The organism is Sphingomonas sp. (genome assembly GCF_019746015.1).
Taxonomy (GTDB): Bacteria; Pseudomonadota; Alphaproteobacteria; order Sphingomonadales; family Sphingomonadaceae; genus Sphingomonas.
The window spans coordinates 1-23,409 of record NZ_JAIESM010000088.1 but is presented as its reverse complement, the minus strand read 5'-3'; the positions used below and the strand labels follow the sequence as shown (position 1 = coordinate 23,409).

Here is a 23,409-nt window from a genome sequence, read left to right as displayed (position 1 = left end):
GACCCGGGGTCCCGCTGCCTTTGCGGCGGCGGAAGAAGCGGGACCCCGGATCAAGTCCGGGGTGACGAAGGCTCATTCAGGCCGGGCGCCCCCCTACCCCGCCGCCGCGCGCAGCACGTCGTAATAGCGGTTGAGCTCGACGAAGCGCCGGTGCGCGGCAGCCTTGGCGGCGGGGTCGCCGGCGACGGTATCCGGGTGGGTGGTGCGGGCCAGCGCGCGATACAGCTTGCGCAGGCTTGGCAGGTCGAGCCGGGCACCCGGGGCAATCCCGAAAAAGGCGCGCGCGCGCTCGATCTCGGTCTGCGGGGCCACCGCCGGCCCGGTGCTGCGGCCCAGCCGCTCCTCGATCCGGTCGACCAGCCGCTGCAGCTGGGCGTTGGCCGACTCGATCCGCTGAAGCTGCGCAGCGACGGCGGCATAGCTGAGCCCGGCATCGCCGACGAGCAGCCGGTGCGCCTGCGCCACCGCCGAAAGTGCCGCCTCACGCGTTGCCAGTTCCGGCCCCACCCGCCAGCTGGGCGGCCAATATTGGGCGAGCCGGCGGACCAGCGCGTCATGCATCACCATCAGCGTGTCGAGGCTGTTCATCTGCGCCGACAGCGCCTCAACTACCCGCGCGGCATTGGCGGCGATGCCGGGGCTGACCGCCAGCGGATTGGCCATGCCGGCGCGCGCATCGGCAATGAAGGCGTTGAGCACGCCCAGCCGCATCGCCTGCGGCCAGCGCGCCTCCAGCGCGGCCACGCGCTCGAACGTCTGGATCAGCCCGGCGGCAAGGCGCACCTGCTCATAGCCGCCCGAGCACAGCCGCGCCTCCAGCTCGGCTGCCACCTCGGGCGCGACGCGGTCGAACACATGGTCGATGGAAAACAGCAATTCCAACACGATGTTGGCGCGCTCGATCTCCTGCGGATCGCGGCGGCGCACCCGGTCGGGATCGATGCCAATCGCGCGCAAAAACTGCGTCACCCCGACAAAGGGATCCACGTCACTGTCTACAAAGCGCCAGAACTGGCCGGGAAAGGGGCCAAGGCCGCACTGGTCGAACATGTCGACCGCGGCCCGGCGCCGCATCTTGCGCAGCCGCTCTGCCGTCCGCGGCGACGGTTTATAACTGAACGCCGGCGCGGTGCGCACGCCCAAAGGCGCGGCGACGGGCGCCGCCTCTATCCGCGCGCGTTCGAGCCGTTCATCGCTTTCCCGGCCGAACACGCCGCGCCAGCCGGCCTGGCCCGCCGGCCGGCGCCCGCGCGGCTGGAACAGGCGCGCGAACAGGCCCCCGCGCCACCACTGGCCGCTGATCCACCCGAAATAGCCGCTTTGCGCCACGGTTGCGCGTCCCCAGCCGGCCAGCCCATGTGCCGGTGGGCAAGCTTAGCGCGATTGCCGCCCCCCGCAAGCCACCCGGGCACCACCGCCCGGGGAGGCCGCGCCGGGGCCGGGCCGGTGGTCAGTCCAGCTCTTCCTCGGTCGGCGCGGCGGGGCCGTTCTTCTTGATCGATTCGATGGCGTTCACGGCGCTGGCCTTGCTCGAATAGCCCTCGGTCCAGAACATCAGCTCGCTGTTATACTTGAACTGGGCAACGAACTCGCCGGCCTTGTTCTTCTTGATCACGAACTTGTGCGCCATGCCATCCCTCCTTCAGGCTGATGTGCCGGCGCGGAGCCTAGCGCGTGGCGGCAGCGGGCGCCAGCCCGTTGAAACGGCTGGGTGAATAGCGCAGCGGGTCGATGGCGGCGACTTCGGCCGGCAGAGCCTCACCCAGCACCAGCGCGGCGGCGAGCCAGGCGGCCGCCGGCGCCGTCTGGATGCCGAAGCCCCCTTGCCCCGCGCACCAGAAAAAGCCGGTCATGCCGGCGTCGAAGCCATAGACAGGCAACCGGTCGGGCGCGAAGGTGCGCAGGCCCGCCCAGCGCCGCTCCACCGCCGCGACGCGCCAGTCGACCACGTGCTCGAACCGGTCGATGGCGATGGCAATGTCGATTTCCTCGGGCGCGGCGTCGCAGGCTTCCGTCGGGATTTCGTCATGCGGGCTGAGCCACAGCCGGCCGCCCGACTCGGGCTTGAAGTAGAAGTCGCCGCCGATATGCGCGATGTGCGGCATCCCCGCCGGCGCGGCAGGATCGGTGCGCAGCTGCGCCATGGTGCGCCGATAGGGGGCAAGGCCGAGCGGCGCGACCCCGGCGCGGGTGGCGATGACATCGGCCCAGGCGCCGGCCGCATTGACGAGGATATCCGCGCTGAACCTGCCTCCCTCGGTTTCCACCTGCCAGCGCCCGGCCTGGCGCGTGGCGGCGCGCAACCCTGCGCTCAGGGTAATGGTGGCGCCCGCCCGGCGCGCGGCGGCCAGATAATGCTGATGCAGCCCCGCCACGTCGATATAGGCGCAGCCCTGTTCGGCAATGCCGATCACCCAATCCTCGCGCAGGCCCGGCAGATGCGCGCGCGGATCGACCTCGTTCAGCTCAACGCTGGAACCAGCAAAATCGGCCAGGAACCGGTCGGCCGCCGCGCGGTCTTCCGCCCGGCCGATATGGAGCGAGCCGAGCGGTTCCAGAAAGCCATGCGCCTGCAGATAATCGCCCGAGGCGGTGGTCAGCGGCTGCACCCCCGGCCCGCCATAGCTTTCCGACCAGAAGGCGGCCGAGCGCCCGGTCGCGTGATAGCCCGCCACATCTTCCGCCTCGATCACCATCACCGATGCGTGCGGCGCGAGCATCGCGGCCAGGCTCGCCCCGGCCATGCCGGCGCCGACGATCAGGATGTCGGTGCTCATGCCGGCGCCTTCTCCGCCAGAAAGCGGTCGATCTCGGCCAGCGCGCGGCCCCGCACCGGGTCAGCCTCGCGCAGGATTTCATGCGCGGATTCAGGCCCAAAGCTCACCGCCCGCGCATCGGGCAGCCGCGCGGCAATGGCGAGCGAGACCTTGGGGTCGACCAGCGCATCGGCCATCGGCAGCAGCATCAGCACCGGCGTCGCGAACGTCTTCAGCCGGGAATCGGTGCGCACCTGCCGCGTCGAGCGGAACGCCTCCGCCACCCAGCGCCAGCTGGGCGGGCCGAGCAGCAGCTCGGGCTGCGCCGCCTGCCACCACAGCTCGTCCTGATACCGGTCGGGGTCATGAGTCAGCATGGCCTGACGGCTCATGGTGGCGCCGGGCTTTTCATTCTCGCGCCACGCCGCGCGCGCCGGATCGCCCAGCCGCGCCATCAGCCCGGCCACATGCTCGCCCAATGTCGCGCCCAGCGGGCTGTGCACGCCCAGCATCGGCGCCGACAGCACCAGCGCGTCGGGCGTCGCCGCCGCTTCCAGCACGCCGCGCAGTGCCAGATGCCCGCCCATCGAATGCGCGGCGATCACCTTCGGCCCCCGCGCCTGCGCCGACCAGTCGGCCCAGAAGCCGGCCAGATCGGCAATCCATTCGCCAAAGCTGCCGATATGGCCGATATGGGCGTCGGCGCTCGTCCGCCCCGATCCGCCCTGGCCGCGCCAGTCGATCGCGGTCACGCTCCACCCCGCGCCGTGCCAATGGGCGAACAATTCAAGATATTTCTCGAAAAACTCGCCGCGCCCGCCCAGCCAGAGCATGCTGCCGCGCCCGCCGCCGGGCCAGTCGAACCGGCGCAGCGGCCAGCCATCGGCGGCGCGCCACGGCACAATCCGGGCAGCGGCGGGAATCGCGCGCCGATAGAGCGAGGCAGAAGTCATTGCGCACGGTTACGTTTTGGCAAGCCCTTGCGTCTAGGTGCTATCGCATGGGCACTGCGTATTTCACGATCGCGCTATTGGCAGCCTTGATGCTGCTGCTGCTGTCGTGCGGCATCGAGGACGCCCGCCAGCGCACCATTGCCAATTGGAAAAACGCGGCCATTGCGCTTCTGGCACCCTGCTGGTGGTGGGCGAACGGGCTGGCGCTGTGGCCCGACATGGCATTCCAGCTGGGGGTGGCGCTGTTCGTCTTTGCGCTGTTCGTGGGCGCCTTTGCGCTGGGCCAGATGGGCGGCGGCGATGTGAAGCTGATCGGCGCGCTCGCGCTGTGGCTGCCGCTGCAACCGCTGACATGGATGCTGATCGTGATGTCAATCGCCGGCGGGGTGCTGACGATCGTGATGCTGGCGGACCATAAATGGCGCCGCGCAACCGGCCCAATGGAAACGCCTTATGGCGTCGCCATCGCAATCGCCGGGTTCGTTTCGCTTCGTGAACCGCTTTTTAACCCATTTACTTGAGATTTAGGCGCGGAAGCGTGGGTCACCCACGCTTATGGGGGTAGTTTTCGTCATGGATGGCCGGAAAATTGCTTTGCTTGTGGGGGGGCTGCTGCTCGCAGCGGTCGCGGCTTTCATGGTGCGCACCATGCTCATGGGGCAGAGCGCGCCCAAGGCAGCGGCTGCACCGGTTGCCGCGCCGCCGCCGGTTGACGGGCCCTTGGTGCTGGTCGCCACGCGCGCGCTGCCCATCGGCACCATCCTTGATCCCACCGCCATCAAGTTTCAGCCCTGGCCCAAGGAACTGGTCGACAAGGCCTATTACCTGAAGGACCGGCCCGAATCGAACATCAAGCAGCTGCAGGGCACGGTGGTGCGCGTCGCGATCACCGCCGGCCAGCCGATCACCCAGGGCGCGCTGGTGAAGCCGGGCGACCGTGGCTTCCTGGCGGCGGCACTGGGGCCGGGCATGCGCGCGGTAACGGTGCCGGTGTCGGCGCAGACCGCGGTTGCCGGCTTCGTCTTCCCGGGTGACCGGATCGACCTGATGCTCACCCAGTCGGTTGCCGGCGGCGGCGATGGCCCGCCGCTGAAGGTGACGGAGACGGTGCTGCGCAACCTGCGCGTGCTCGCCACCGACCAGCGCACCGACAACACGACCGACGAAAACGGCAAGACGGTGGTGCACACCTTCTCCACCGTAACCGTCGAGGCAACGCCGAAGATCGCGGAAAAGATCGCCGTCGTGCAGACGCTCGGCAGCCTGACCGTCGCGCTGCGCTCGATCGCGGACAATGCCCAGGAGCTTGAAGAAAAAATCGCCTCTGGCGCCGTCTCGGTGCCCGATGGCGGCGACGTGCGCGCCGAACGCGCGATGATGCTGAAGGCAGAGGGCGAGCCCGCCTCGTCGCGCAACAGCTATGCAACCGGCGCCGATGTCTCGCGCTATCAGCGCTCGACGGTGCCCGGCAAGCCGGTGGATCCCAACGCCGCCAGCGGCCCGCCAGTCCCTGGCGCCACCGGCGCCGGCGCACGGTCGGGCGGGCCATATCCGGGGGGCGTTGCGCCGGCAAAGGGGCCGGTGGTGCGCATCGCCCGCGGCAACACGGTTACCGAAGTCACGCTCGGGGGGAAGGACTGAGATGCGCAAGGTCAACACATCGATCGGCTGGTCACTCGCCGTCGCGCTGGTGCTGAGCGCCGCACCGGCCGGCGCGCCGGTCGCCGCCCAGACAGTGGCGCCGACACCCACCACTGTCACCCAGATTGCCACCGGTCGTGGCAAGCTGATCAACCTGCCGCGCCCGATCAGCGACGTGTTTGTCGCCAATGACAGCATCGCCGACGTGCAGGTGCGCAGCCCGACGCAGATCTACATCTTCGCCAAGGGTCCGGGCGAGACCACGGTCTATGCCACGGCAAAGGGCGGCGGCGTGGTGTTTTCCACCACCGTGCGCGTGGGCAACAACATCGAAACCGTCGGCCAGATGCTGAAACTGGCAATGCCCGACGCGCAGATCACCGCCACGCCGATGAACGGCATGGTGCTGCTGACCGGCACCGTCGCCAATCCCGACGACGCCAATGAGGCCGAACGGCTGACCCAGGCCTTTGTCGGCGAACAGGTGAAGGTGTTGACCCGGCTGAAGACGGCAACGCCGCTGCAGGTGAACCTGCAGGTGAAATTCGCCGAGGTCAGCCGCAACTTCATCAAGAATATCGGCGTCAACCTGCAGAACCGGCCGCGCGGCTCGTTCCTGTTCGGCTTTTCGCAAGGGCGCCAGGGCGTGATCAACACCGCGCCCGGCGATCCGACGCCCGGTAACCCGATCGTCGATGGCAACGGCCTGCGCCAGGGCCAGACACTGAACCAGTTCCCGCAGGCGATTGCCGGCGGCACGCTGCTCGGCCTGGCCGGCAAGGCGTTCGGCGCCGATCTGCTCGGTTCGCTCGACCTTGCCGAGCGCAACGGCCAGGTGTCGACGCTTGCCGAGCCCAACCTGACCGCGCTTTCGGGCGAGACGGGCACGTTCCTTGCCGGCGGCGAAATCCCGATCCCGGTCTCTCAGGGGCTGGGCGCGGTGTCGGTCGAATATCGTCAATATGGCATCAGCTTGGCCTATACCCCGACGGTGCTGGGCGACGGGCGGATCAGCCTGCGCGTGCGGCCCGAAGTCTCGCAGCTGACCAGCGTCGGCGCGGTCCAGATCAACGGCACCACCATTCCGGCGCTGTCGACGCGGCGCGCCGAAACCACGGTGGAGCTGGGTTCGGGCCAGAGCTTCATGATCGCGGGGCTGCTGCAGAACAACCACAACAACTCGATCGATCAGGCACCGGGGCTGGGCGACATCCCGATCCTGGGCGCGCTGTTCCGGTCGAACGGTTTCCAGCGCAACGAGACCGAGCTGCTGATCGTCATCACCCCCTATCTGGTGAAGCCGGTCAATGCGGGCGACATCATCCTGCCGACCGACGGCTACAAGGCGCCGACCGATCTGGGCCGCGTGTTCATGGGCGAACTGAACCGAGGCAAGACCGGCGGCAGCCGGGCCAAGCCCAGCGTCGCCAAGCCGGAAACCGCGCAGCCTTCGATCGGCGTCACCGCGCCCGAACCGATGGCGCCGGGCGCGCCGGAGCCGGCCGCGCCGGGTCCGCAGCCGGCACCGCAGCGCGATGACCGGAAGGCAGTTGCCCCTGTTCCGCCGCGCAAGATGCCCAGCGCCACACCCGGGTTCAGCCTGCAATGAAACGCCCGCGCCCCATGATGGAGAAATCCATGTCAAAGCCTTTGCTGCTTACCGTCCTGTCGGCGACGCTCTTTCTGCCCGCCTGCACCACGGCCAATGCCAATCGCGCGCTCGAGTCGGTGCATCAGCCGGTCGTCAGCCGGACCGATTATGTGTTCGACGTGGCGACCGACGGCAGCGCGCTTCAGCGCGGCGAGGCGCAGCGCCTGGTCGGCTGGCTGTCGACGCTTCGCCTGAGCTTTGGCGACAAGGTCGCGGTGGACGACCCCAGCGGCGCGGCGGTCACCGCACGCGCCGAGATTGCAGAAGTTGTCGGCCGCTATGGCATGCCGCTTGCGGATCAGGCGCCGATCACGGCGGCGGCGATGGCGCCGGGCACGATCCGCGTCGTCGTCAGCCGCTCCACGGCCAGCGTGCCGAACTGCCCCGACTACAGCCATATGCGCTTCAACCGGTTCCAGTCGGCCACGTCGTCAAACTATGGATGCGCGACCAATTCGAACCTGGCGGCGATGGTGGCCCGGCCCGAGGATCTGGTGCGCGGCCAGCCCGGCAGCACCACGTCCGACCCGGCCACCGGCAACAAGGCGATCCAGACGCTGCGCAAGGCGCCCAACACCGGCGCTGCGGGTCTGAAGTCTGAAGGCACCAGCGGCGGGGGGGCACGCTAAGATGAACGCTCCCTGGCGCCCCACCACGCGCGAGCCCTTTGTCGCCTTCGTCTGCGACGAAACCACGGCAGAAGCGCTGCGCCCCATCGCCGGCGAGCTCGGCTGGGCTCCCGAAAAGGTCAACAAGGGCGGGCTGCGCAATGCGGTCCAGACGCTGTCTGTCACCGCCAGCCCGCAGATCCTGTTCGTCGACCTGTCGGAAAGCGGCGATCCGCTCAACGACATCAACGCGCTGGCCGAAGTGTGCGAGCCCGGCACGGTGGTGATTGCCACCGGCCAGGTGAACGATGTGCGGCTGTACCGCGACCTGGTTGCCAGCGGCATCCAGGATTATCTGCTCAAGCCGCTCAGCGCCGATGCGCTGCGCGATGCCTTTGCCAGCGCGCAGGCACTGCTCAACGCGCCGAAGGTGGCGGAAACCGGCACCGAACGGCCGCATTGCTCTGTCGCCGTCATCGGCACGCGCGGCGGCGTGGGTGCATCGACGCTCGCCACCTCGCTGGCCTGGCTGATGAGCGAAAAGGCCAAGCGGACCACCGCGCTGCTCGATCTTGACGTCCATTTCGGCACGGCAGCGCTGGCGCTCGACCTGGAGCCGGGCCGCGGCCTCACCGACGCGATCGAGAACCCCAACCGCATCGACGGGCTGTTCATCGAACGCGCGATGGTGAAGCACAGCGAGCGGCTGGCGATCCTGTCGGCGGAGGCGCCGATCAACGCGCCGATCATCAGCGATGGCTCCGCCTATTTCCAGCTGCAGGAAGAAATGCGCTCGGCGTTTGAGTGCACCATCACCGACCTGCCGCGCGCGATGCTGGTCAGCTATCCCTATCTGATGAGCGAAGTGCAGATGGCGGTGATCGTCACCGAGCTGACGCTGGCTTCCGCAAGAGACACCATCCGCATCCTTTCGTGGCTGAAGCAGAATGCGCCCCAGGCGCAGGTGTTCGTCGTGGCCAACAAGGTCCATGCCAACACGCTGATGGAAATCAGCCGCAAGGACTTTGAAGGGTCGATCGAGCGCAAGGTCGATGTCGTTGTCAGCTTTGACCAGAAGGTGGCGGCGCAGGCCGCCAAGCTGGGCAAGCCCTTCGCCGAAGTCGGCAAGGGCGGCAAGACGGTCGTGCCGATCAACGATCTGGCCACGCGCCTTGCCGGCATTGTCGATGGCGACGGCGATTCGGGGCCGACCAAGGGCAAGCCGGCCAAGGGCAAAGACGCCAAGGCCAAGGATGCCAAGGGCAAGGACGTGAAATCGGCCGCGGACGGCGAGGAAAAGCCTGCGGGCGGCGGCCTGTTCGCCAAGCTGGGCGATTTCAAGAACCTGATGCCCAAACGCACGCCCAAGGCAGCGGAAGCACCCGACGCGGCCGAGGCGCCGTAAGTCCAAGCGCTTGATAAGGATGATGTAACGCGATGGACATGAACGGCCTGATGCCCATGGTGATGCTGGCGCTCGGCGTGATCGGCGTCGGGGCGCTGATGGCGTTCGTGCTGCTGGCGCCGTCGCCTGGCAAGGCCAAGAAGCGCCGGCTGAAGCGCCTCGCCGGCCGCGCCGCGGGCGCGGCGACCGATGCGCAGCTGCGCCGCATCCAGATGACGCGCGCGACCAAGGTCGACGACCTGTTCACGCGCTTCCTGCCCAACCCCGCGCTGATCAGCAAAAGGCTGGCGATGACCGGCAAGAGCTGGACCGTGGGCCAATATGGCATGGTCTCGGCCGGCTTGCTGGTGGTGGTGTCGGGGATGCTGATCGTGGCGGGCGCGCCGATCCTGCTGGCGCTGCTGCTGGGTGTCGTGGTGGGCGGCGGTGTGCCGCACTTCGTGGTTGGCATGTTCATCAACAAGCGCGTGAACAAGTTCAACTCCAAGTTTCCCGACGCGATCGAACTGCTGGTGCGCGGCCTGCGCTCTGGCCTGCCGATCGCCGAGACGATGGGCGTGGTGGGTCAGGAAGTGGACGGTCCGATCGGCGTGGAATTCCGCGCCATCACCGACAAGATGAAAATCGGCCGCAGCATGGATGTCGCGTTGCAGGAAACCGCAGACCGGCTGGGCACGCCCGAATTCCAGTTCTTCTGCATCAGCATCAACATCCAGCGCGAAACCGGCGGCAACCTGGCCGAAACGCTGGCCAATCTGGCCAATGTGCTGCGCCAGCGCGCGCAGATGAAGCTGAAGATCAAGGCGATGTCGTCGGAATCGAAGGCGTCGGCCTATATCGTCGGCTCGCTGCCGTTCATCGTGTTCACGATGATCTGGTTCATCAACGGCACCTATATGCAGAGCTTCTTCGTCGATCAGCGGCTGATGGTCGCCGGCATTGGCGGGCTGATCTGGATGGGCATCGGCGCGGCCATCATGGCCAAGATGGTCAATTTCGAGATCTGAGGCGCTCATGATGCACATCCTCGCCGCCGCCGCCATCATGCCCGAGGGGCCCAAGCTGCTGGGCGTCGACGTCTATATGGTCGCCACCTTCCTGGCGGCGGGGGCGGCGTTCCTGGTCGTTGCCATGCGTTATGGCGCGATGACCGTGCGCGACCCGATGGCCAAGCGCGTGAAGGCGCTCAACGAACGGCGCGAACAGCTGAAGGCGGGCATCACTGCTTCAACGTCGAAGCGGCGGGTGAAGCTGGTCAAGCAGAACCAGACGACCGACCGCCTGCGCAACCTGCTGCAATCGCTGAAGGTGCTGCAGGACGAGCAGCTGAAAACGGTGCAGACCAAGCTCGTCCAGGCCGGTATCCGGTCGAAGGAATATGCGGTCGCGGTCATCTTTGCCCGGCTGGTGCTGCCGATCGTGTTCGGCGGGCTCATCATCTATCTGGTCTATGGCACCGAAATGTTTGCGACCTGGTCGCCGCTCAAGGCCTATGGCCTGGTCGCGGTGACGCTGATCGTCGCCTACAAGGCGCCGGACATCTACCTCCAGAACCAGATCGCCAAGCGCTCCACCGCGATCCGCAAGGGCGTGCCCGACGCGCTCGACCTGCTGGTGATCTGCGCCGAGGCCGACTTGACGGTGGACGCCGCCTTCCACCGCGTTTCGCGCGAGCTGGGCAAGGCCTATCCCGAGCTGGGCGACGAATTCTCGCTGACCGCGATCGAGCTGAGCTTCCTGACCGACCGGCGCCAGGCGTTCGAAAATCTCGCCACGCGCGTCGATCTGGAAGCGATCAAGGGCGTCGTCACCACGATGATCCAGACCGAGAAATACGGCACGCCGCTCGCCTCGGCGCTGCGGGTGCTCTCCGCCGAGTTCCGCCACGAACGCATGATGCGCGCCGAGGAAAAGGCGGCCCGCCTGCCCGCGATCATGACGGTGCCGCTCATTCTGTTCATCCTGCCGACGCTGTTCGTCGTCATTCTCGGCCCGGCGTCCTGCTCGATCTCGGACTCGCTGATCGGCGGCGCCTGAGGGCGATCGGACGCAAAACCGGCATTTCAGGCCGGTTTTGGGACACATGGCGCGCTTGATCGGCGCGGGCGCGAAGCGCACATTGGCGTCTGAAATCCGCCCGGGGATCGTGCGATGCTGTTGCCGCCTACCATGTTGTTCGCCGTGCTTGCGCTGGCGTTCGTCATTGGCATCGGCCTGGGCTATATCAGCAACCGCGCCGGCGAGGTGTGGCGGCGGCGCTTCATCGTCGAGCGAGACTATTACACCAGCTATCGCGACCAGAGCGACGCGCTGATGCGCGGCAAGATGAACCGCATTGCGCGGCTGGAAGACGAAAAGCGCGCGCTGGAAACCGGGGACGCGGCGACCGTCGTCATGGCGGCACCCGAGCCGCCACCCGAGCCACCCGCACCGCCCGAGCCACCGGCGCCGCCTAAGCCGCCTGAGCCGCCTGAGCCGCCTGAGCCGCCTGAGCCGCCTGAGCCGCCGGCCCCTGCCCCGGCGGTGCCGCGGCATCCAGAACTGGAAACCGATTTCTTCGGCCCCGCGCCCGTGGCGGAGGCGGCCATCGCGCCGCCAGCCGAACCCGCGCCGGAACCAGTATCCGAACCCGCCGCGCCGACGGCGGAGTCCGAAACTCGCCACCTGCTCACGCGGCTTGGTGGGATGACGCCCGAGCTGGCCGAGAAGCTCGACGGGCTGGGCGTGCGCGACCTGGCCGATATCGAAACGCTGTCGGCCGAAGACGAAATGGCGCTGGAAATGCGGCTGGGCGTGCCGGCTGGCTATATCGCGCGCCAGCAATGGCGGCTGCAGGCCGCCTTGCTGAGCGGCAGCGCCGCGCCTTAGGGCAGGTTTCGCCTGACTTGATGGGACTTCAGCCACACAGTCCGTCACCCCGGGCCTGACCCGGGGTCCCGCTTTTCCACCGCCGCAAAGGCAGCGGGGCCCCGGATGAAGTCCGGGGCGACGAGGACACTGTGGAAGCCCGCCCGGTCAGGCCGGGCGGCAGCTGGCGCGGCGGCGCTGGGCGTCAATCGTATCGATCGGCTTGGTCCGGTCGATCAGCACGCGCACCAGCGCAATGCCGTGCGCGAGCGGCACCGCCACCGGCTGGTAGCCGGCAGGCGCCGCCTGCCCCGGCTGGATGATCGCGATGCGCAAGCCGCCGGGCGCCTCCCCATTGTTGCGGACAAAGGCGACATTGGTGCGCCCGTCAAACACCGACAGCGACCAATAGGGCGCGGCGATGGCGGGCACCTCCACCAGCACCGGGCCGCCCGACAGGCTGAACGGGCACGAAGAATAGAGCAGGTCGGGGCTGGGCCGCACGATTGCCCGCGCCGCCGCCGTCACCAGCGGGCCGTGCGACATATGGTTCACACCGCCGCCCAGCGTCGCCACGCGCCGCTCCGCCAGCCGCATCAGCGCATCGGGGGTATAGACCAGCGCCACCCGCCAGCCGACGAGCGCCGACACGATCAGGAGGACAAGCGGGATCAGCCAGCGCCGCATCAGCAGCCCAGCCTGTCGATGCGCGGCAACGCCGCTGGTGCCGGCTCGCCCCGGCCGCCATCAGCAGGCAGATAGGTGCGCAGGGTCAGCTCGAACCGGGCCAGGCCGCCGCTGGGCAGCCAATGGCCCGCTTGCTGCCGGGGCGCGATCAGCACCTGCCAGCCGGTCTGTTCGGCGGGCGCAAGGCCGACGCTGCCAATCGCATAGACCCCGGCCGGATTGGGCACCAGATAACCCGCCGGATCATAAAGCGTCAGGCTCCACCATTTGGCGGGCAGCGCGGCGCCGCTCACCCGGTAGCGACAGCGACCGTTCAGCGGTGCGCCCGCGCTGTCGGTGGCGGCATTGTAATAGCGAGCCTCGCGCGCCGGCAGGGCCAAGAGGCCACGCAGCGCCACCACCGCGCGGGTATAGGGGCTGGCCGCCGCGCTGCCGAAATCGCGGCCCGTGGTCCATGGCCCCAGCTGGATCTGGTTGCCCAGCGCACCGCTGCGCACCTGCCAGGCGGCGGCACCGCCCCCCAGCACCAGCCCCAGCACGACCGCCAGCAACGACCGCCAGATCATCCGCTCCCCTTTCGAAACGGGAGCATAACCGCGTCAGGCGCGGGCGCGCAATGCCGCCTGTGCCGCCGCCAGCCGGGCAATCGGCACGCGATAGGGCGAGGCGGAGACATAATCCAGGCCCACCCCCTCGCAAAAGCCGATGCTGGCCGGGTCGCCGCCATGTTCACCGCAAATGCCCAGCTTCAGCCCGGCGCGCGTCGCGCGGCCACGCTCGGCCGCCATCTCGATCAGCGCGCCCACCCCTTCCACATCGATGCTGACAAACGGGTCGGTCGGATAGATGCCCTTGTCGACATAGGTGGTCAGGAACCGGCCGGCATCGTCGCGGCTGACGCCCAGGGTCGTCTGGGTCAGGTCGTTGGTGCCGAAGCTGAAGAAATCGGCGCTCGCCGCGATCTGCCCGGCGATGATCGCCGCGCGGGGCAGTTCGATCATCGTGCCGACCAGATAGGTGATGGTGCGGCCGCGTTCGGCAAACACGGCGGCGGCCTGCGCATCGACCACTGCCTTCATCAGTTCCAGCTCGCGCCGCGTTGCCACCAGCGGAATCATGATTTCGGGGATCGGCGCCTCGCCGGTCTTGTCGGCCACGTCGATCGCCGCTTCGAAAATCGCCCGCGCCTGCATTTCATAGATTTCGGGATAGGTAACGCCCAGCCGGCAACCGCGATGGCCCAGCATGGGGTTGAATTCATGCAGTTCGGCGCTGCGCCGCTTCAGCGCCTCCACGCCCACGCCGGCAGCCGCCGCCACATCGGCAAATTCGGCCTCGCCATGCGGCAGGAATTCGTGGAGCGGCGGATCGAGCAGGCGGATGGTGCAGGGCAGCCCCGCCATCACCTCGAAAATCTCCGCGAAATCGCCGCGCTGCTCGGGCAGCAATTTGTTGAGCGCGGCGCGGCGCCCGGCCTCGGTGTCGGCCAGGATCATCTGGCGCACCGCGGTGATGCGGGCGGCGTCGAAGAACATATGCTCGGTGCGGCACAGCCCGATCCCCTCGGCGCCGAATTCGCGCGCGACGCGGCAATCGGCGGGGGTTTCGGCATTGGTGCGCACCCGCATCCGCCGCACCCCGTCTGCCCAGGCCATCAGCGTGCCGAAATCGCCGGCCAGTTCGGGCTGGACGGTGGGCACCGCGCCCAGCATCACCTCGCCGCTGGCGCCGTCGATGGTGATCGTCTCGCCCTCGCGCACTTCGCGCCCGCCTACGCGCAGCACCCGCGCCTTCGCGTCGATCGAGATGCTGCCCGCGCCGGAGACGCAGGGCCGCCCCATCCCGCGCGCAACGACAGCGGCGTGGCTGGTCATGCCGCCCCGCGCGGTCAAGATGCCGCGCGCCGCGTGCATGCCGTGAATATCCTCCGGGCTGGTTTCCACGCGCACCAGGATCACCGCATCGCCCAGCCCCGCGCGGCGCTCCGCCGTTTCACTGTCGAACACCACCACGCCGGAGGCGGCACCGGGGCTGGCGGGCAGGCCGCGCGTCAGCACGTCGCGCGGCGCCTTGGGATCAAGCGTCGGGTGTAGCAGCTGGTCGAGCGCGGCCGGATCAACCCGCGCCACCGCCTCGGCATGGGTGATCAGCCCTTCCTGCGCCATGTCGACCGCGATCTTCAGCGCGGCCGAGGCGGTGCGCTTGCCGCTGCGCGTCTGCAGCATCCACAAGGTGCCGCGCTCCACGGTGAATTCGATGTCCTGCATGTCGCGGTAATGCGTTTCCAGCAGGTCGAACACCTTGGCCAACTCAGCAAATGTCTCTGGCATCGCCTCTTCCATGCTGAGCGGCTTGGCGCCCGCCGCCTCGCGGGCGTCGCGGGTCAGATATTGCGGGGTGCGGATGCCGGCGACGACATCCTCGCCCTGCGCGTTGATCAGGAATTCGCCATAATAGGCACGGCGGCCGGTCGACGGATCGCGGGTGAAGGCCACGCCCGTCGCCGAGGTTTCGCCCATATTGCCGAACACCATCGCCTGCACATTGACGGCAGTGCCCCAGTCGCCCGGAATCCCGTTCAGCCGGCGATAGACGCGCGCCCGGTCGGACTCCCACGATCCGAACACCGCGCCCACCGCGCCCCACAGCTGGTCGTGCACATCCTGCGGGAAGGGTTTGCCCCACAGCTCGGCGACCAGCGTCTTGTACTCGGCAACCAGCGCCTGCCAGTCGGCCGCGGTCATTTCGGTGTCGAGGAAATAGCCCTTGTCTTCCTTGGCGATTTCCAGCGCTTCCTCGAACGCGCCATGGTCCAGCTCCAGCACGACATCGGCATACATCTGGATGAAGCGGCGATAGCTGTCCCACGCAAAGCGCGCGTCGCCGCTGGTCGCCGCCAGCCCTTCCACCGTCGCGTCGTTCAGGCCCAGGTTCAGCACCGTGTCCATCATCCCCGGCATCGACACCCGCGCGCCCGAGCGGACCGAGACGAGCAGCGGATTGGCCGGGTCGCCAAAGCGCTTGCCGGTCACCCCCTCGATATGGGCCAGGCCGGTGGCGACTTCGGCGTTCAGGCTGTCGGGAAACGCCTGCCCCTCGGCCAGATAGCGGGTGCACATTTCGGTGCTGATGGTGAAGCCCGGCGGCACCGGCAGGCCGATCGCCGCCATCTCGGCCAGGTTCGCGCCCTTACCGCCCAGCAGGGTCTTGTCGCCCTTGCCGCCATCGGAAACCCCGCCGCCGAAGCGATAGACATAGCTCATTTGCTCACTCCCTGAAGCGGTATGCGCTTAACTTACCCGTCACCCCGCACGTGTTGCGGGGTCTACCGTGGTGCCAGGCCGTGCCGACGCAGCACTGGCGCCAACGGTGGATGCCGGAACCGGTCCGGCATGACGCTGGGGTTCGGCGACACCCTCACCCCTCGATCTTCGAGAAATCGGCAACGCTGTGCACGGCCTCGCGCACCCGGGCGAGCAGGGCGAGACGCGCGGCGCGCTTGGTCGGCTCAGGGTCGTTCACCGTCACCTGATCGAAAAACGCATCGATCGGCGCACGCAGGCTGGCAAGGGCCGCCATCGCGCCCTCAAAATCCTCGCGCGCGATGGCCGCGGCGGCGGCCGGCTCGGCCGCATCGAGCGCGGCGGCCAGCGCCGCCTCGGCCGGTTCGGGGGTGTAGCCCAGCTCAACTCCCCTCCCTGCAAGGGAGGGGGCGGGGGTGGGTGCGTTGATGGAAAGGTCGTCCGCCGCCACCGGCGAACCCACCCCCAGCCCCTCCCTTGCAGGGAGGGGAGCCCCTTCCTTCTTCAAGATGTTCGCCGCGCGCTTGTATCCGGCGAGCAGGTTCGCGCCATTGTCGGTCGCGATGAACGCCTGCAGCGCGCGCACCCGGGCGAGCAGGCGGACGAGATCGTCCTCACCCCCAAGCGCGAACACCGCGTCGATCAGATCGTGGCGGACACCGGCTTCGCGTTGCTGGACTTTGAGGCGGTCGGCGAAGAAGTCGGCCAGCAGCCGACGCTGTTCCAAAAATTCTGGGTGCGGACCGATCCAGCTAATATTGCCGTTGGCATCGTGGTGATACTTCATGACCATTGCTGCAAACAGATGGCGATCTACCGAAATGCGTAGCCCATTATGCATGACGAGCTGGATGACGCCTAGGCCGGCGCGCCTCAAGGCAAAGGGGTCCTTCGATCCAGTCGGTGGCATTCCTTCCAGGAAAAACAATGCCAACGTATCCAGCTTATCCGCCAGACTCACCGCCACCGTCACCGGATCGGTCGGCACGTCGTCGCCCTGCCCAACGGGCTTGTAGTGATCGCGGATCGCGGCGGCGACGCGGGGGTCTTCGCCCTGCGCTGCCGCGTAATAGCCGCCCATCACGCCCTGCAGCTCGGGAAATTCGCCGACCATGCCGGTGACCAGATCGGCCTTGCACAGGAGCGCCGCACGCTCGGCGAGGTCGGCGAGTTCGGCGACGCTCAGCCCCTCCCCTTCAGGGGAGGGGTTGGGGTGGGGCGCAGGTTCGATGGCGCGCCCGGTATCGGGAGGCCCCTCCCCTGCCCCTCCCCTGAAGGGGAGGGGTTTGATGACCCCCTCCTCGCACAGCCAGCGGGCGAGCTTTGCCACCCGGGCGACCTTGTCCGCCACCGTGCCCAGCTTTTCGTGGAACACGATCCGGTCGAGCTTCCTGGCCTGCTCGGCCAGCGGCACGCGCAAATCCTGCTCATAGAAGAAGCGCGCATCCGCCAGCCGCGCGGCGAGCACCTTGCGGTTGCCCTCCACGATCCGCGCGCCGCCATCCTCGGCATCGACATTGGCGGTGCAGACGAAGGCGTTGGCCAGGCTGCCATCGGCATTCTGGCAGACGAAATATTTCTGGTTCACCCGCGCCGTCAGCTGGATCACCTCGGGCGGGACGCTGAGGAACGCCGCATCGAAGCGGCCGAGCAGCGGCACCGGCCATTCGGTAAGCCCGGCATTTTCCGCCAGCAGCCCCTCGTCGCGGATCAGCGTCAAGCCGGCCTTGGCGGTCAGCATCGTCGCGCCCGTTGCGATGATCGCGGCGCGCTCCTCCTGATCGACGATGACATGCGCGGCGCGCAGCTGCTCGGCATAGCTGGCGGCGCTGCGGATGGTGACCACACCGGGATGGTGGAAACGGTGGCCGAGCGTCTGCGCCCCGCTCGTCACCCCGGCAATCTCGCACGGCACCACCGCGTCGCCGAACAGCGCGACGATGCCCTGCAGCGGCCGCACCCAGCGCAAGCTTTCGGTGGAGAGCGACGCCGCCCCCCAGCGCATCGATTTGGGCCAGGGGAAGGCGCGCACGATCGCCGGGATCGCCTCGGCCAGCACATCGGCGGTGGCGCGGCCGGGGCGTTCGATCACCGCGAACAGCACGCCGTCGCGCTCGACCAGCGCCTCGCGCGCAAGGCCGGTCTTGCGCAGAAACCCCTCCAGCGCCTGGGGCGGGGCGGAAGCACGCGGGCCCTTGATCTCCTCGGCAACCGCCTCGGTCGCGTCGGGCAGGTCGCGCGCGATCAGCGCGAGCCGGCGCGGCGTGGCATAGGTGTCGATCGCACCCGCGCTCAGCCCCGCCTTCGCGAGTTCGGCGGCGAACAGCTTCGCCAGATCCTCCCGCGCACGGCCCTGCATCCGCGCAGGGATTTCCTCGGAGCGGAGTTCAAGCAGGAAGTCGGTCATGCCGCCCATCCCGGAAAACGCGCCTGCCAGTCGGCGTTGTTCTTCTCCATCCACCCGGCGCAGGCGGCCTTGGCCAGGTCGCGGACGCGGCCGATATAGGCCTGGCGTTCGGCGACCGAGATCACCCCGCGCGCCTGCAGCAGGTTGAAGACATGGCTTGCCTTGATCGCCTGCTCATAAGCGGGGATCGGCAGGCCCGCGGCCAGCGCATTCTCGCACTCGGCGGCATGTTTCCTGAACTGGTCGAACAGGCTGTCGGTATCGGCAACCTCGAAATTCCAGGCGCTCATCTGGCGTTCGTTTTCCAGGAACACGTCGCCATAGCGCACGCCCGCGTCGTTGAACGCCAGATCGTACACGCTGTCCTTGTTCTGGATGTACATGGCGAGGCGTTCCAGCCCATAGGTCAGCTCGCCCGCCACCGGCTTGCAGTCGAACCCGCCCATCTGCTGGAAGTAAGTGAACTGGGTCACTTCCATCCCGTCGCACCACACTTCCCAGCCCAGCCCCCAGGCGCCCAGCGTCGGGCTTTCCCAGTCATCCTCGACAAAGCGGATGTCGTGCATGGCAAAATCGATGCCGATCGCGGCGAGCGAACCCAGATACAGCTCCTGCAGGTCGGGCGGCGACGGCTTCAGGATCACCTGATACTGGTAATAATGCTGGAGGCGATTGGGGTTTTCGCCATAGCGGCCATCGGTCGGCCGGCGGCAGGGCTGCACGAAGGCGGCATTCCACGGCTCCGGCCCCAGCGCGCGCAACGTGGTGGCGGTGTGGAAGGTACCGGCACCCATTTCCATGTCATAGGGTTGCAGGATCAGGCAGCCCCGGTCGCTCCAATAATCATGGAGTGTCAGGATCATGCGCTGAAAGCTCATCGGCGGGCGGGGCGGCTGGGCGGCCAAGGCGTGACTTTCGCTAATCGGCGGCGGATGGGCGCCCCTTTGGCGCGGCACGGCGCAGGGGTCAAGGCGCGCGAGGCGACACCCGGCCCGCCCGTTGACCGGCGCGGCGCCATCGGCTCCATTCAGGCGCGATGCCGCATCGCCGAATCGCTCCGCTCGCCGCCCTGATCGCCGCGCTGCTGGCGTTCGCCCCGTCGGTGCCGCTCGCCGCGCAGGACCGCGCGCCAGCCACGCCCGCCGAGGCGCCCGCGCTCGACCCGGTGCTGGCCGGCTGGACCCAGAATTACCGCCCCCGCCCGGCGATCTGGAAGATCAGCGATGCCGACACCGTCATCTATCTGATGGGCACGGTCCACACGCTGCCGCCCGGCTTTGCCTGGCAGACGCGCGCGCTGGAGCGCATCGTCGCGCGCGCCGACATGCTGATCACCGAGGATGGCGATGGCAGCACGGCGATTGACCCGAAGCTGTTCGCGCGCAACGGCGCCCTGCCCCCGCTCGCCCGGCGGCTGCCGCCCGGTTACCTCAAGCGGCTGAAAGGCATGGGCTTTACCAGCGCGATGATCGCCGAGTTCGACAAGCTGCCGACCTGGCTCGTCTCCGCCTCGATCGGCATGGCGCGCGAGGAGGCGGCCGGGGAAGATCACGGCCCCGGCGTCGAGGACTGGCTGGTCGACACGTTCAAGGCCGCCAAAAAGCCGATCCTGGCGATCGAGGATGGCGATGCCGTGCTCCAGCGGATCAGCCAGCTGCCCGAGAGCGAGCAGCGCGCCGGCCTGATCCAGGCCATCGACGCGCCTGATGCGGACATTGCCGAGGGACGGCGCGGCACCCATGGCTGGGCCAAGGGCGAGATGGGCCCCGATTCGGACCTGACGGTGGAGGCAAGCACGGGCTTTGGCCAGTTCGGCGAACCGCTGCTGGCCGAGCGCAACGCCGCCTGGGCAAAGGTGCTGGCGGCGCGGCTGAAACAGCCCGGCACGGTGCTGTTCGCCGGCGGCGCGGCGCATTTTGTCGGCAATGCCTCCGTCCTCGCCCGGCTGGAGCAGCTGGGCATCGAAATCGAACGTATTCAATAGCTTCGCAACCCCGCCACCACGCCAATGTCACGATGATGCGTCATTTGGTCAGGTGTACTTGACAATGACACGAATCGCTGTCATTTAGTCAGTATAAGCTGACATATGGTCAGGTCTGAGTGACCAAACTTCGACACCCTGCGGGGGGAAAAATGGATGAGGTGGTGAAGAACCGTCTGAAAGTGCTGCGCGCGATGCGCGACTGGAGCCAGGCCGAACTGGGCGGGCGGCTGGGCGTGTCGCGCCAGGCCGTGAATGCGATCGAGACCGGCAAGCACGATCCGTCGCTGCCGCTGGCGTTCAAGATCGCGCGGCTGTTCGACCAGCCGATCGAGGAGATTTTCGATGATGGTGAGTCCGATGGACAGGAATGAACCCGGCGCCGGCGAACGCGCCGCCCGCGCCCGCACGCGGCGCATCTGGCTGATCATCGGCAGCCTGGGCGGGCTGGGTTTCGTCGCGGGTTTTGCCACCGCCATGTTCGAAAAGGACACGCCAGGCATGTTCCCGGGGGCGCTGCCGCCGGCCTTTGCCATTGCGATGAGCATCGTGCTGGTGGTTGCGATCCTGATCGGCAGCTGGCGTTACTTTGTCGCCATCGACGAGGTGGAGCGCCAGAACAACTATATCGCCTCCACCTGGGGGCTGAACTTCTACCTGCTCGCCTATCCGGTTTGGTTCCTGCTGTGGCGTGGCGGGCTGGTGGCTGAACCGATGCACGAGACGCTGTTTCTGGCCACCGTCGCGGTGATGATGGCCGTCTATCTGTGGACCAAATTCCGCAACTGAAGTTTTTTGGGAGGAAAAGTGATGAAGATGCGTTTGTTGGAGGCAGCGACCACGCTTGCCCTGTGCCTGGCCGGCCCGCTGTTCGCGCAGAGCAGCACCCCCGCCACGACCGCGGCGGCGCCCGCCAAGGCTGCGCACCCCGCGCTGTGGGTGGTGAAGGATGCCGACACCACGCTCTATCTGTTCGGCACCATCCATGTGCTGAAGCCGGGCTATGGCTGGTTCGACGGGGCCGTGAAAAAGGCGTTCGACGAGAGCAAGCTGCTCGTCCTCGAATTGCCCGATGCCGATGAAAAGGCGGCCCAGCCGCTGGTGATGAAGCTGGCCACCGCCACCGACGGCAAGACGCTGACCGCGCGCCTGCCCGAGCCTGCGCGCGACCATTATGTGAAGGCGATGACCGGCCTGGGCCTGCCCCCGCAGGCGTTCGACACGTTCGAGCCGTGGTTCGCGGCGGTCAATCTGGGGCTGATCCCGGCGCTGAAGGCGGGCTATGACCCCAACAGCGGCGCCGAAAAGACGCTGACCGCCGCCGCCAAGGCGCAGGGCAAGCGCATTGCCGGGTTCGAAACGCTGGAGCAGCAGCTGGGCTATTTCGACACCATGCCGATCCCGCTGCAGATCAAGTTTCTGGACGAAACCGCCAAGGAAAGCGGCAAGGCCAGCGAAACGCTGGACAAGATGGTGACGCAATGGGCCGCCGGCGACCCCGAAGCGCTGGGCCGCACCATCAACCAGGGCATGCGCAGCCAGCCCGAGGTCGGCCGCCTGCTGCTTGCCGATCGCAACAAGCGCTGGGCGGCGGTGATCAAGGACATGATGGCCGAACCCGGCACCGTGTTCATCGCGGTGGGCGCGGGGCACCTGGCCGGCGCAGACAGCGTGCAGGCGCAGCTGAAGCGCTATCGCCTGTCGGCCACGCGGATCACCCAGTGAGGCCGCTGGCCTGGCCGTTGCTTCTGCTGATCGGCGGCTGCGGCCAGGCCGGCGAAACCGCGCGGCCCGCGCTGTTCGTGGCGCGCGATGCCGATACCACTCTGTGGCTGTTCGGCACCGTCCACCTGCTGCCCGCCGCGACCCGCTGGGAAGGCGAAAAACTGGCGACGGCAATGCGCGCGGCGGATGAACTGGTGACCGAGCTGCCCGCCCTTCCCGCCGGCGCGGCGGCGGCCGCTTTCCTGAAATGGGGCCGCGCCAAGGGGCTGCCCCCCATCGCCGCGCGAGTGCCGCCGGCCACGCGCGAAGCATTGCGGGCCATGGTCGAGCGCACCGGCACGCCGCTCGCCCAGCTTGACGGGCTGAAGACTTGGGCCGCCGCGCTGATGCTGGGCGCGCGCGCCGCCGGGCTGACCGGGGCGGACGCCGCGCACGGTGCCGAAGCCGTGATCGAGGCGCGCTTTGCCGGCCGCCCCCGGCGCGGACTGGAAACGCTCGACGCGCAGTTCGCGCTGTTCGACGGCTTGAGCGAGGCGGACCAGCAGCGCCTGCTGGCGGGCGCGCTCGCCGGCGGCGATGACTATCGCGCGACGCTCAACGCCTGGGGCACGGGCGATCTGGCCGCCCTTGAGCGGATCGTCACCGATCCGCGCAGCACCAGCCCGGCAATGCGCGACGCGCTCATCACCCGCCGCAACGCGCGCTGGGCGACCTGGCTCCGGCAACGCATGGCGGCGCCGGGCCGCGTCTTCGTGGCGGTGGGCGCGGGCCATCTCGCCGGGCCGAATTCGGTGATCGCGCAGCTGCGTGCGGCCGGTATCCGCGTGACGCGGGTGCAGTAGGGATTGGGGGAGCGGGCCGGTGCCGGGAAAGGCGGACCAAACCGCCTTTCCCAAAACCTCACCGCGGCAGCGTCTGGAAGCCCGGCGTCGGCATCAGCATGCGTGCCGGGTTGTCGATCACCATCGGCTGGGCGGGATAACTAGCGCGTGCCCGGGCGAAGATCGCGCGCGCCGCTGCCGCGCCGGGCGCGGTCGCGCTCGTCCCCACCCAGCGCCAGTGCCAGGGTTCATAGGATACCCCCTGCCCGTTGCCGGCGGGAAAGCTCAGCTCGAACCCGAATTCACCGGCATGCTGGATGAGCCAGCGCCCGGCGGCGGTGCGCGCGAAACAGGCGTTGACGTCCGCACAGCCCGGCGAGGGGCGCGTCGCGAAATCGATCGCATAGCCGGTGGCATGCTCGCTATAGCCCGGCGGGCCGACAAAGCGCGCGCGATCGGCCGGGGTGCGCGCCGCGCGACCGGGGCCGATCTTGCCGCAGAATACCCGGCGCTGGTGCGTCACCGTGCGATAGCAGGAAACCGCGCGGATCCGCCCCTTCACCTCCGGCACCAGATCGGCGGCGGTCAGCAGGCGCTTCAGGTCCGCCGCCACTTCCGGCCG

At 68.2% G+C, this 23,409-nt stretch carries 23 protein-coding genes; 13 read left to right on the top strand and 10 right to left on the bottom strand.

Features of this window, described 5'->3' with window-relative positions; translation table 11 throughout:
• Positions 1 to 93: 93 nt before the first annotated feature.
• From K2Y03_RS12025 to K2Y03_RS12010, 4 genes are all read right to left on the bottom strand, one after another.
• Entirely contained in the window at positions 94 to 1,329 is a 1,236-nt protein-coding gene (locus tag K2Y03_RS12025) for a J domain-containing protein (RefSeq protein WP_294090944.1), read from the bottom strand.
• Positions 1,330 to 1,450: 121 nt separating this feature from the next.
• The gene (locus K2Y03_RS12020) at positions 1,451 to 1,630 is read right to left on the bottom strand and encodes a DUF1508 domain-containing protein (RefSeq protein WP_294090942.1); all 180 of its coding nucleotides are present in this window, start codon (positions 1,628 to 1,630) and stop codon (positions 1,451 to 1,453) included.
• A 37-nt stretch (positions 1,631 to 1,667) separates the two neighbouring features.
• Positions 1,668 to 2,777 (bottom strand): FAD-binding oxidoreductase, encoded by a 1,110-nt coding sequence (locus K2Y03_RS12015; protein ID WP_294090941.1) that lies wholly within the window; start codon positions 2,775 to 2,777, stop codon positions 1,668 to 1,670.
• Positions 2,774 to 3,709 (bottom strand): alpha/beta fold hydrolase, encoded by a 936-nt coding sequence (locus K2Y03_RS12010; RefSeq protein WP_294090939.1) that lies wholly within the window; start codon positions 3,707 to 3,709, stop codon positions 2,774 to 2,776. Before K2Y03_RS12010 ends, K2Y03_RS12015 begins: the two co-directional genes overlap by 4 nt.
• Positions 3,710 to 3,756: 47 nt before the next feature.
• Here K2Y03_RS12010 and K2Y03_RS12005 point away from each other — a divergent pair, with 47 nt between their 5' ends.
• The 8 genes from K2Y03_RS12005 to K2Y03_RS11970 all read left to right on the top strand — a co-directional run bounded on the left by K2Y03_RS12005 (position 3,757) and on the right by K2Y03_RS11970 (position 11,882).
• Positions 3,757 to 4,230, top strand: coding sequence for a prepilin peptidase (locus K2Y03_RS12005; RefSeq protein WP_294090972.1), 474 nt, complete (start codon positions 3,757 to 3,759; stop codon positions 4,228 to 4,230).
• 52 nt (positions 4,231 to 4,282) lie between these two features.
• Positions 4,283 to 5,350, top strand: a complete 1,068-nt coding sequence (gene cpaB, locus K2Y03_RS12000) for a Flp pilus assembly protein CpaB (RefSeq protein ID WP_294090938.1) — start codon at positions 4,283 to 4,285, stop codon at positions 5,348 to 5,350.
• A gap of 1 nt (position 5,351) precedes the next feature.
• Positions 5,352 to 6,959, top strand: a complete 1,608-nt coding sequence (locus tag K2Y03_RS11995; RefSeq protein ID WP_294090937.1) for a type II and III secretion system protein family protein — start codon at positions 5,352 to 5,354, stop codon at positions 6,957 to 6,959.
• A gap of 29 nt (positions 6,960 to 6,988) precedes the next feature.
• The gene (locus K2Y03_RS11990) at positions 6,989 to 7,630 is read left to right on the top strand and encodes a CpaD family pilus assembly protein (protein WP_294090936.1); all 642 of its coding nucleotides are present in this window, start codon (positions 6,989 to 6,991) and stop codon (positions 7,628 to 7,630) included.
• Between the two features lies 1 nt (position 7,631).
• Positions 7,632 to 9,014, top strand: a complete 1,383-nt coding sequence (locus tag K2Y03_RS11985; protein WP_294090935.1) for a pilus assembly protein CpaE — start codon at positions 7,632 to 7,634, stop codon at positions 9,012 to 9,014.
• Between the two features lie 32 nt (positions 9,015 to 9,046).
• On the top strand, positions 9,047 to 10,021 hold the full coding sequence (locus tag K2Y03_RS11980) for a type II secretion system F family protein (RefSeq protein WP_294090933.1): 975 nt from the start codon (positions 9,047 to 9,049) through the stop codon (positions 10,019 to 10,021).
• A 10-nt stretch (positions 10,022 to 10,031) separates the two neighbouring features.
• Positions 10,032 to 11,051: a type II secretion system F family protein gene (locus K2Y03_RS11975; RefSeq protein WP_294090931.1), complete on the top strand. Its 1,020-nt coding sequence runs from the start codon at positions 10,032 to 10,034 to the stop codon at positions 11,049 to 11,051.
• Between the two features lie 114 nt (positions 11,052 to 11,165).
• Positions 11,166 to 11,882, top strand: coding sequence for a hypothetical protein (locus K2Y03_RS11970; RefSeq protein WP_294090930.1), 717 nt, complete (start codon positions 11,166 to 11,168; stop codon positions 11,880 to 11,882).
• A gap of 147 nt (positions 11,883 to 12,029) precedes the next feature.
• Here the strand turns inward: K2Y03_RS11970 and K2Y03_RS11965 are convergent, their stop codons facing one another.
• The 5 genes from K2Y03_RS11965 to K2Y03_RS11945 all read right to left on the bottom strand — a co-directional run bounded on the left by K2Y03_RS11965 (position 12,030) and on the right by K2Y03_RS11945 (position 19,120).
• Positions 12,030 to 12,548 carry a DUF1254 domain-containing protein gene (locus K2Y03_RS11965; protein WP_294090928.1) on the bottom strand — a complete coding sequence of 173 codons (519 nt, stop codon included), beginning with the start codon at positions 12,546 to 12,548 and terminating at the stop codon, positions 12,030 to 12,032.
• Positions 12,548 to 13,114: a DUF1214 domain-containing protein gene (locus K2Y03_RS11960; RefSeq protein WP_294090927.1), complete on the bottom strand. Its 567-nt coding sequence runs from the start codon at positions 13,112 to 13,114 to the stop codon at positions 12,548 to 12,550. Before K2Y03_RS11960 ends, K2Y03_RS11965 begins: the two co-directional genes overlap by 1 nt.
• Positions 13,115 to 13,147: 33 nt before the next feature.
• The gene (gene ppdK, locus K2Y03_RS11955) at positions 13,148 to 15,811 is read right to left on the bottom strand and encodes a pyruvate, phosphate dikinase (protein ID WP_294090926.1); all 2,664 of its coding nucleotides are present in this window, start codon (positions 15,809 to 15,811) and stop codon (positions 13,148 to 13,150) included.
• Between the two features lie 154 nt (positions 15,812 to 15,965).
• Positions 15,966 to 18,257 carry a glycine--tRNA ligase subunit beta gene (glyS, locus tag K2Y03_RS11950; RefSeq protein WP_294090925.1) on the bottom strand — a complete coding sequence of 764 codons (2,292 nt, stop codon included), beginning with the start codon at positions 18,255 to 18,257 and terminating at the stop codon, positions 15,966 to 15,968.
• Positions 18,254 to 19,120 (bottom strand): glycine--tRNA ligase subunit alpha, encoded by an 867-nt coding sequence (locus K2Y03_RS11945; RefSeq protein WP_294090970.1) that lies wholly within the window; start codon positions 19,118 to 19,120, stop codon positions 18,254 to 18,256. Before K2Y03_RS11945 ends, glyS begins: the two co-directional genes overlap by 4 nt.
• 173 nt (positions 19,121 to 19,293) lie before the next feature.
• Between K2Y03_RS11945 and K2Y03_RS11940 the strand changes: the two genes are divergently transcribed.
• From K2Y03_RS11940 to K2Y03_RS11920, 5 genes are all read left to right on the top strand, one after another.
• Positions 19,294 to 20,241 carry a TraB/GumN family protein gene (locus K2Y03_RS11940; protein WP_294090924.1) on the top strand — a complete coding sequence of 316 codons (948 nt, stop codon included), beginning with the start codon at positions 19,294 to 19,296 and terminating at the stop codon, positions 20,239 to 20,241.
• Between the two features lie 164 nt (positions 20,242 to 20,405).
• Positions 20,406 to 20,615 carry a helix-turn-helix transcriptional regulator gene (locus K2Y03_RS11935; protein WP_294090923.1) on the top strand — a complete coding sequence of 70 codons (210 nt, stop codon included), beginning with the start codon at positions 20,406 to 20,408 and terminating at the stop codon, positions 20,613 to 20,615.
• On the top strand, positions 20,602 to 21,030 hold the full coding sequence (locus K2Y03_RS11930; RefSeq protein ID WP_294090922.1) for a hypothetical protein: 429 nt from the start codon (positions 20,602 to 20,604) through the stop codon (positions 21,028 to 21,030). The genes K2Y03_RS11935 and K2Y03_RS11930 overlap by 14 nt, the downstream gene beginning before the upstream one ends.
• A 21-nt stretch (positions 21,031 to 21,051) precedes the next feature.
• Complete coding sequence (locus tag K2Y03_RS11925) at positions 21,052 to 21,966, top strand: TraB/GumN family protein (RefSeq protein ID WP_294090921.1); 915 nt, start codon at positions 21,052 to 21,054, stop codon at positions 21,964 to 21,966.
• 17 nt (positions 21,967 to 21,983) lie between these two features.
• Entirely contained in the window at positions 21,984 to 22,808 is an 825-nt protein-coding gene (locus tag K2Y03_RS11920) for a TraB/GumN family protein (protein WP_294090920.1), read from the top strand.
• A 58-nt stretch (positions 22,809 to 22,866) separates the two neighbouring features.
• Here the strand turns inward: K2Y03_RS11920 and K2Y03_RS11915 are convergent.
• On the bottom strand, positions 22,867 to 23,409 hold a 543-nt coding region (locus tag K2Y03_RS11915; protein WP_294090918.1), incomplete at its 5' end, for a M15 family metallopeptidase.

Bases quoted from the DNA above. Each gene is read 5' to 3' on its own strand.
- K2Y03_RS12020 (WP_294090942.1), bottom strand. From the start codon at position 1,630: ATGGCGCACAAGTTCGTGATCAAGAAGAACAAGGCCGGCGAGTTCGTT.
- K2Y03_RS12015 (WP_294090941.1), bottom strand. From the start codon at position 2,777: ATGAGCACCGACATCCTGATCGTCGGCGCCGGCATGGCCGGGGCGAGC.
- K2Y03_RS12010 (WP_294090939.1), bottom strand. From the start codon at position 3,709: ATGACTTCTGCCTCGCTCTATCGGCGCGCGATTCCCGCCGCTGCCCGG.
- K2Y03_RS12005 (WP_294090972.1), top strand. From the start codon at position 3,757: ATGGGCACTGCGTATTTCACGATCGCGCTATTGGCAGCCTTGATGCTG.
- cpaB (WP_294090938.1), top strand. From the start codon at position 4,283: ATGGATGGCCGGAAAATTGCTTTGCTTGTGGGGGGGCTGCTGCTCGCA.
- K2Y03_RS11995 (WP_294090937.1), top strand. From the start codon at position 5,352: ATGCGCAAGGTCAACACATCGATCGGCTGGTCACTCGCCGTCGCGCTG.
- K2Y03_RS11990 (WP_294090936.1), top strand. From the start codon at position 6,989: ATGTCAAAGCCTTTGCTGCTTACCGTCCTGTCGGCGACGCTCTTTCTG.
- K2Y03_RS11985 (WP_294090935.1), top strand. From the start codon at position 7,632: ATGAACGCTCCCTGGCGCCCCACCACGCGCGAGCCCTTTGTCGCCTTC.
- K2Y03_RS11980 (WP_294090933.1), top strand. From the start codon at position 9,047: ATGGACATGAACGGCCTGATGCCCATGGTGATGCTGGCGCTCGGCGTG.
- K2Y03_RS11975 (WP_294090931.1), top strand. From the start codon at position 10,032: ATGCACATCCTCGCCGCCGCCGCCATCATGCCCGAGGGGCCCAAGCTG.
- K2Y03_RS11970 (WP_294090930.1), top strand. From the start codon at position 11,166: ATGCTGTTGCCGCCTACCATGTTGTTCGCCGTGCTTGCGCTGGCGTTC.
- K2Y03_RS11965 (WP_294090928.1), bottom strand. From the start codon at position 12,548: ATGCGGCGCTGGCTGATCCCGCTTGTCCTCCTGATCGTGTCGGCGCTC.
- K2Y03_RS11960 (WP_294090927.1), bottom strand. From the start codon at position 13,114: ATGATCTGGCGGTCGTTGCTGGCGGTCGTGCTGGGGCTGGTGCTGGGG.
- ppdK (WP_294090926.1), bottom strand. From the start codon at position 15,811: ATGAGCTATGTCTATCGCTTCGGCGGCGGGGTTTCCGATGGCGGCAAG.
- glyS (WP_294090925.1), bottom strand. From the start codon at position 18,257: ATGACCGACTTCCTGCTTGAACTCCGCTCCGAGGAAATCCCTGCGCGG.
- K2Y03_RS11945 (WP_294090970.1), bottom strand. From the start codon at position 19,120: ATGATCCTGACACTCCATGATTATTGGAGCGACCGGGGCTGCCTGATC.
- K2Y03_RS11940 (WP_294090924.1), top strand. From the start codon at position 19,294: ATGCCGCATCGCCGAATCGCTCCGCTCGCCGCCCTGATCGCCGCGCTG.
- K2Y03_RS11930 (WP_294090922.1), top strand. From the start codon at position 20,602: ATGGACAGGAATGAACCCGGCGCCGGCGAACGCGCCGCCCGCGCCCGC.
- K2Y03_RS11925 (WP_294090921.1), top strand. From the start codon at position 21,052: ATGAAGATGCGTTTGTTGGAGGCAGCGACCACGCTTGCCCTGTGCCTG.